Source organism: Archangium sp. (assembly GCF_036388035.1).
In the GTDB taxonomy this organism is placed as follows: Bacteria; Myxococcota; Myxococcia; order Myxococcales; family Myxococcaceae; genus Archangium.
This window is the reverse complement of the sequence record NZ_DASVSO010000785.1, coordinates 1-5,867: the sequence shown is the minus strand read 5'-3', so window position 1 is coordinate 5,867 and position 5,867 is coordinate 1. Positions and strand designations below refer to the sequence as shown.

Annotated in this window: 2 protein-coding genes; one reads left to right on the top strand and one right to left on the bottom strand. The window is 71.4% G+C overall.

Going from position 1 to position 5,867, the window contains the following annotated elements; genetic code table 11:
- On the bottom strand, positions 1-2,516 hold a 2,516-nt coding region (locus VF697_RS32430), incomplete at its 3' end, for an ELWxxDGT repeat protein (protein WP_331101026.1).
- 260 nt (positions 2,517-2,776) lie between these two features.
- On the opposite strand from VF697_RS32430, the gene purL reads away from it, so the two are divergent.
- Positions 2,777-5,867, top strand: a 3,091-nt coding sequence (gene purL, locus VF697_RS32425; RefSeq protein WP_331101024.1) for a phosphoribosylformylglycinamidine synthase, incomplete at its 3' end; no start/stop codon positions are given.

The following is a 5,867-nucleotide window of genomic DNA, read 5'->3' as shown; positions in this document are numbered from 1 at the left end:
GGACGCACGTTGGCGACGCGGACGGTGCCCGGCTCGGTGCCATCCGAGCGCCACAGCTCGCGCCCGGAAGCCCCGTCGTTGGCGGTGAAGTAGAGGGTGGTGCCGATCACCGCGAACGCTTCAGGCGAGGCGCTCGCCGTCCCGGTGGCGATGTCCTTCACCCGCGAGGTGCCCGCCTCGGTGCCATCGGTGCGCCACAGCTCGCGCCCGGAGCCCCCGTCGTCGGCGGTGAAGTAGAGGGTGGTGCCGATCACCGCGAACTGGGAGGGACCGGAGCCCGCGCCGCCAGGGCGGATGTCCTTCACGCGGGTGGCCGTCCCGGAGCCATCCAGCCGCCACAGCTCGGGACCGGTGGTGGCATCCGCGGCCACGAAGTAGAGGGACCCCTCCATGGACCCGGCGATGCTCGTGACGCTGGGCGTTTTCGCCGGGCCACGGATGTCCACCGCGCGGACGGTGCCCTCGGGGGTGCCGTCCGTCTTCCACAGCTCCCAGCCCGCGGAGCCCTCGGCGGTGACCAGGAAGTAGAGGTCGGGGCCCACGGAGGTGAAGTGGAAGGGATTCGAGGACAGGGTGTTCCCCGGAGTGATGTCCTTCACCAGGACGGGGGCCTCCCCGGTCCCTTCCAGCTTCCACAGCTCGACGTCATCCGTGCTGCCCTTGCCGGCGAAGAAGAGCGCGCCGTTGTGGGCGTGGAGCTCCATTGGGAAGCTCGCCTCGTCGGCGATCCGGACGTTCGAGGTCACCCGCGCGGTGCCGGCGGGCGTCCCGTTGGTCTTCCAGAGCTGGTTGGCTTGAAGCGAGGGCTCCCAGACCGCGAAGTAGAGCTGGTCGTTCAGCACCGTGAGCTCGCTCCGGCCCAACGCGTCGAACGTGGACATGCCCTTGGGGGCCACGTTCGCGAGCGCCAGCGTGCCCGCGGCCGTCCCGTTGGACCGCCACAGCTTCGGCACCTCTTCCGCATCGAAGGTGGTGAAGTACAGCGCGCCGCCCATGGTGGTGAAGGGCCCCGGGTTCGAGCCCCGGGTGGGCTTCGGGTCGGCTCCGGCGGGGACGGTGGTGGACTCGTCGCCCCGCGTCTTCCACAGCGTGGGGATGGCTGGGTACTCGGCGGAGAGGCCCGTCCCCGGCGTGTTCGCCACGAAGTACACCGTGTCACCCACTCCGGTGAGCGCGCTCGGCTGCGGGCCGTTGTTGGGGAAGAGGTCGTTGCCGATGCGCCGGGTGCCCGAGGGCGTGCCGTCACTCGTCCACAGCTCGGTGCCGACCCCCGGCTCATGGCCGAAGAAGAAGAGCTTGCCGCCCTGGGCCGTCAGTCCATAGAGCTGACCGGAGCCGCCGAGGGCCTTGAAGTCCACGACCTTCACCGTGCCCCCCGCCGTCCCGTCCGTCGCGTGGAGCTCGCTCTGGGGGCCGCTGACGCAGGAGACGAAGAGGTGGGTGCGGGTGGCCACGAGCTGGGAGGGCGCCGCCGCGGAGTTGTTCCCGGGGACGAGCACCGTGACGAGCTGCGTGCCCGCCTCGGTGCCGTCGGAGCGCCACAGCTCGTGCCCGCTCACCCCGTCCGTGGCGGTGAAGTACAGCGCGCCTCCGAAGGCCGTGAGCCGCTGGGGCTCGGAGCCCGACGCTCCTGGCCAGATGTCCTTGACGCGGACCGTGCCCGCCTCGGTGCCATTGGTCTTCCATAGCTCGTTGCCCGTCGTGCCGTCGCTGCCGGTGAAGAAGAGCGAGCCGCCCACCCGGACGAGCCCCCCGTCGGGGAAATCAGCGAGGCTGGCGGTCACCTTCGTCGAGACGCGGACCGTGCCCACGCCGGTGCCATCGGTGCGCCAGAGCTGCCGCGTCCCTCCAGGGCCGGTGGACAGGAAGTAGAGCTTGCCGCCGAACACGGTGAAGCCCGAGGGGGCGCCGCTGCCCGTGCCCAGCACGACGTCCCGGACGAGCTGCGTCCCCTCCGGGGTGCCATCGGAGCGCCACAGCTCCAGGCCGTGCTCCCCGTCATTGGCCGCGAAGAAGAGCCACCCGTTGTACTCGGCGAAGGTCCGGAGGTCGGAGCTCTTCGTGCCCGGGAAGATGTCCTTGAGCAGGAAGGTGCCCCGGGAGGTGCCGTCCGTCCGCCACAGCTCCACGCCGTGCTGCGCGTCGACGGCGGTGAAATACGTGAGCCCCCGCATGTGGAACAAGCGGGCGGGCGAGCCGCCGATGGGGCCCGGGTAGATGTCGGCCACCAGCACGGGACCCGTGGGGTCCTGCCTCCACAGCTCCTCGCCGAGGGCCTCGTCGTTGGCGGTGAAGAGGAGCGTCGACCCGGCGGCCACGAGGCTCCGGGGGTTGCGCACCAGCGCGGCCTCGGCCTTCGTGCCCAGGTCGGCCACGAGGTCCGCGGGGCCCTCGCCCAGGGCCCAGTGCAGGGTGGCCTTCGGGGCCTCCGGGACGGGCTCCTGGGGAGGGCTGGTGCAGGCCACACCCAGTGCGAGGGCGCACAGGGCAGCCAGGATCGTGTTCGCTCTGATCATGCGGGTCCTCGAGGAGGCTCCCCCACCGGCGCGTGTCCTCGCCGGCGGTTTTGAGAGGAGGCGCATTCAACCACATCCGGACCCGCTCGGGAGCCATGGCGGAAGCACCCCTTCCGATGCCACGCAGGGGGCCTTCTCCCGTCCTGCCGGCTCACGGGGGGGCAGGGGAGGGCACCCGGTGGCGATCTCTTCGGATGCGGGAAGGGGGCTGTGGTTATAAGACGGCCGCACATTTCCGGACCCCCTTGCCCAGAGATTCCATGCTCACCCTGCGTGGCGCCCCCGCCCTCTCCGAGTTCCGTCTGGCCAAGCTGCTCGCTCGCTGCCGTGAGCTGGAGCCCGCCGTGGCCTCCGTCTACGCGGAGTTCGTGCACTTCCTCGACGTCGAGAAGGCCCTCTCGGAGTCGGAGCGGACGCTGGTGGACCGGCTGCTGGAGTATGGCCCCCGGCTGGCCCAGGGAGAGCGGCGCGGCAGCCCGCAGCTCGTCATCCCGCGCCCCGGGACCATCTCGCCCTGGTCCTCGAAGGCCACGGACATCCTCCACAACTGCGGCCTGCGCGGCGTGCGGCGCATCGAGCGAGGCATCGCCTGGTTCATCGCCGACGGGGCGGGCAAGGCCCTGGGCCCGGAGCAGCTCGCGCGCGTCCAGCCGCTGCTGCACGACCGGATGACGCAGGCCGTGGTGGGGCGCGAGGAGGACGCCGCCATCCTCTTCGCCGGGCACTCGCCCCGGCCGCTCACCTCGGTGGACGTGCTGGGCGGGGGCCGGGCCGCGCTCGTCACCGCCAACCGCGCGCTGGGCCTGGCCCTGGCCGAGGACGAGATCGACTACCTGGTGGCGCGCTTCACCGAGCTGAAGCGCAACCCCACGGACGTCGAGCTGATGATGTTCGCGCAGGCCAACAGCGAGCACTGCCGGCACAAGATCTTCAACGCCTCGTGGACCATTGATGGAAAGCAGCAGGAGGGCTCGCTCTTCCAGTCCATCAAGAACACCTACGCGGCCAACAAGGAAGGCGTGCTGTCGGCGTACAAGGACAACGCGGCCGTGATGGCGGGCTTCGAGGTGGAGCGCCTCTTCCCGGAGACGGGCAGCGGCGAGTACCGCTTCCACCGCGAGCCCGCGCACATCCTGATGAAGGTGGAGACGCACAACCACCCCACGGCCATCTCGCCGCACCCGGGCGCCTCCACGGGCGCGGGCGGAGAGATTCGCGACGAGGGCGCCACGGGCCGGGGCGCGAAGCCCAAGGCGGGCCTGAGCGGCTTCTCCGTCTCGAACCTGCGGATTCCCGGCCACGAGCAGCCCTGGGAGCAGGCCTACGGAAAGCCGGAGCGCATCGTGTCCGCGCTCGACATCATGATTGAAGGCCCGCTGGGAGGCGCCGCCTTCAACAACGAGTTCGGCCGGCCCAACCTGTGCGGCTACTTCCGCAGCTTCGAGCAGCAGGTGCCCACGCCCGAGGGCCTCGAGGTGCGCGGCTACCACAAGCCCATCATGATCGCCGGAGGCCTCGGCAACATCCGGGACGGGCACGTGCGCAAGGGCACGCTGAAGCCGGGGGACAAGATCGTCGTGCTGGGCGGTCCGGCGATGCTGATCGGCCTGGGAGGCGGCGCGGCGTCCTCGATGACGCAGGGCGCGAGCGCGGCGGATCTCGACTTCGCCTCGGTGCAGCGGGACAACCCGGAGATGGAGCGGCGCTGCCAGGAGGTCATCGACCGGTGCTGGGAGCAGGGCGAGGCCAACCCCATCCGCTCCATCCACGACGTGGGCGCGGGCGGCCTGTCCAACGCGGTGCCGGAGCTCATCCACGACAACGACCTGGGTGGGCGCTTCGAGCTGCGCGAGGTGCCGAACGCCGAGCCCGGCATGGCGCCGGTGGAGATCTGGTGCAACGAGGCGCAGGAGCGCTACGTGCTGGCCATCGCGCCGGAGGACCTGTCGCGCTTCGCGGCCCTGTGCGAGCGCGAGCGCGCCCCCTTCGCGGTGCTGGGCGAGGCCACCGAGGCGCGGGAGCTGAAGGTGACGGACCGCCAGTTTGGCAACGCGCCCATCGACATCCCGATGGACGTGCTGTTCGGCAAGCCGCCGCGCATGCACCGGGACGTGAAGTCGCGCCCGCTGGCGCACGCCGAGCTGAAGCTGGACGCGCCGGTGAAGGAGCTGCTGGCGCGGGTGCTCGGGCACCCGACGGTGGCGGACAAGGGCTTCCTCATCACCATTGGTGACCGCACGGTGTCGGGCCTGACGGCGAGGGACCAGATGGTGGGCCCGTGGCAGGTGCCGGTGGCGGACTGCGCGGTGACGCTGTCGGCGCACGCGGGCTACACGGGCGAGGCCATGTCGATGGGCGAGCGCACCCCGCTGGCGCTCATCGACGCGGCCGCCTCGGCGCGCATGGCGGTGGCCGAGTCCATCACGAACATCGCCTCGGCGCGCATTGGCAAGCTGGGGGACGTGAAGCTGTCCGCCAACTGGATGGCCGCGGCCGGCAGCCCGGGCGAGGACGCCAACCTGTACGCCGCGGTGAAGGCGGTGGGCATGGAGCTGTGCCCGGCGCTGGGCCTCACCATTCCGGTGGGCAAGGACTCCATGTCCATGCGCACGGTGTGGGAGGAGCAGGGGGCTCGCAAGGCGGTGACGGCGCCCCTGTCGCTCATCGTGTCCGCCTTCGCGCCGGTGCTGGACGTGCGCAAGTCGCTCACGCCGCAGCTTCGCGAGCCGGACGCGGACTCGCGGCTGGTGTTCGTGGACCTCGCGGGCGGCAAGCAGCGGCTGGGGGGCTCGGTGCTGGCGCAGGCGTACTCTCAGGTGGGCCCGAGGTGCCCGGACGTGGAGAGCCCCGAGACGCTGAAGGGCTTCTTCACCGCCATGCAGGCGCTCAACGAGGCGGGGCTGGTGCGGGCCTACCATGACCGCTCCGACGGTGGCCTCCTCACCGCGCTGGTGGAGATGGCCTTCGCGGGCCACTGCGGCTTCGAGGTGGACGTGGCCGCGCTGGGCTCGGATGCCGTGGCGGCGCTCTTCAACGAGGAGCTGGGCGCGGTGCTGCAGGTGAAGGCGGCGGACCTCCAGCGGGTGCGCGAGGTGCTGGCGCAGAATGGCCTCGCCGCGCACTGCCACGAGCTGGGCCGGCCCCAGCAGGCCCTGGACGTGCGCGTGCGCCAGGGCGGCCAGGCGCTGCTCTCCGAGTCCACCATGGCCCTGCGCAAGGTGTGGTCGCGCGTGAGCTACGAGATGCAGAGGCTGCGCGACAACCCGCGCTGCGCCGAGGAGGAGTACGCGGCGAAGTGCGACCCCACGGACCCGGGCCTCTCGCCGAAGCTCACGTTCAACCCGTCCGAGG